This is a genomic window from Mesorhizobium sp. M7D.F.Ca.US.004.03.1.1 (genome assembly GCF_003998635.1).
Classification (GTDB): domain Bacteria; phylum Pseudomonadota; class Alphaproteobacteria; order Rhizobiales; family Rhizobiaceae; genus Mesorhizobium; species Mesorhizobium loti.
In genome coordinates, this window is sequence record NZ_RZQG01001175.1 from 1 (window position 1) to 1,584 (window position 1,584).

General features: G+C 64.2%; 2 protein-coding genes. One reads left to right on the top strand and one right to left on the bottom strand.

The window, feature by feature from the left end:
- On the top strand, positions 1-447 hold a 447-nt coding region (locus EN935_RS35235), incomplete at its 5' end, for an arginase family protein (RefSeq protein ID WP_206534657.1).
- A gap of 86 nt (positions 448-533) precedes the next feature.
- On the opposite strand, the gene EN935_RS35240 is transcribed toward EN935_RS35235, so the two are convergent.
- On the bottom strand, positions 534-1,584 hold a 1,051-nt coding region (locus EN935_RS35240; protein WP_127374186.1), incomplete at its 5' end, for a carbohydrate kinase.

Sequence of the window (1,584 nt, forward strand, 5' to 3'; positions counted from 1 at the left end):
GTCTTGGCGCGTACCCTCGGCCTCGACCACAAGGCGGGTGCGCTGCAGCCGCAGCTGTCGCCGGAGAATGTCGTCATTGTCGGCTTGCGCCATGCCGACCCGGCCGAAGCACGGGTGCTGAAGGATTCACGCGTGTCGGCCTTCACCATGACCGATATCGATGCCATGGGCATGCGCGACCTGATGCATGAGGCGATACGCATCGCCACATCCGGCACGCAAGGCTTCCATGTCAGCTACTCGCCTACCGCAACCGAATTCGCGGGCTGGGCTGCGGGCTCCGGCGGGCTGACCGTGCGCGAGACGCATCAGGCGATGGAGGCGATCGCGCTCTCCGGCGGTCTGCTGTCGATGGATGTTTCGGGGCTGACCGCGGATCTGGAGCCCCGGATCGGCACCGACGTGATCAACTTCGTCATGTCGGTTTTCGGCAAGCGGATCTTGTAGCTGAGCATGGTCCCGAAAAGTGGGTTCCGGTTTTCTCGGACAAACGGAAATCGTTTGTCCAGAGACCATGCCCAAACAGACAGACCCTATCCCTGCACTTCGACTGCCGCGCGCCAGGCACTGACGTAGTCGGCCCAGACCGGGTCGGTCGGCGGCTCCATTCTTTCGCCCTTGCCCTGCGCCATCCGTTGATCGGTTGCCAGCAATGCGGCGCCGATGCTGGTGCCGGTGGCAGCCTCGGACGCAACAACGGCACGTGCCGTGCCGGCTGCCAGCATGCCGACAAAGAGCCGGTTGCGGGCAAAGGGCCCTTCGACTGTGGTCGGGCCGTCGGCGCCGATCAGGTCGAGGCAGGTCGCCGTCATCAACGCCAGATAGAACGAGATGGCAGCAAAGCGCTGGCCATTGTTCATGCCGTCGGCGTTGAGCCATATCGCAGTCTGATGCGGGAACGGTCCCGACCCTTGCTGGGTCGACGGCAGCAGCAGCACCTTTCGCGCCAGCACGGCGCCGACATCGGCTTCGGTCCACTGCTCCGGTAGATACTTCGTCAGCACGGAAAACTCGCGGCCACCCATGAAGCGCGCCGAGGGAACGGGATCGCCGAGTGCGTTGACATTGACCAGAGTGTCGCGCGCGGCATCCAGCGCAATCTGTTTGCCGCCGACCGCCATCGACACCACCCAGGTGCCGGTCGAGACGACGGAGAAAGGCGGTTTGTCGGAGAGCAGATGCGGCAGCAGCGAGGCGTTGGAATCATGCAGGCCGCAGAAGACCGGCGTTTGCGGATCGAGTCCGGTTCGCACCGCAACGATAGGCAGGATCGGGCCGAGGCGATCCCTCGCCGTCCGCACCGGCGCCATCAGCCCGCGCCATTCCAGGCTGTCGATCAATGATGAAAAATCCGCCGTCCACGGGTTCCACAGATCGGTGTGGCAGCCGAGCGAAGTCACCTCGTTAGCGGCGATGCCGGTCAGTCGCAAGGCCCAGTATTGCGGGTACATCAGCATCGCTGCAGCCCTGGCGAACTCCGCCGCGAAGCTTTTCTGCTGCCAGAAGAATTGTGCACCGAGATTGAGGCCGAGCGGCAGGCGTGGCGTGCCGGTCTCGGCGAAAGGCGGGCGGATCGCTTCATAG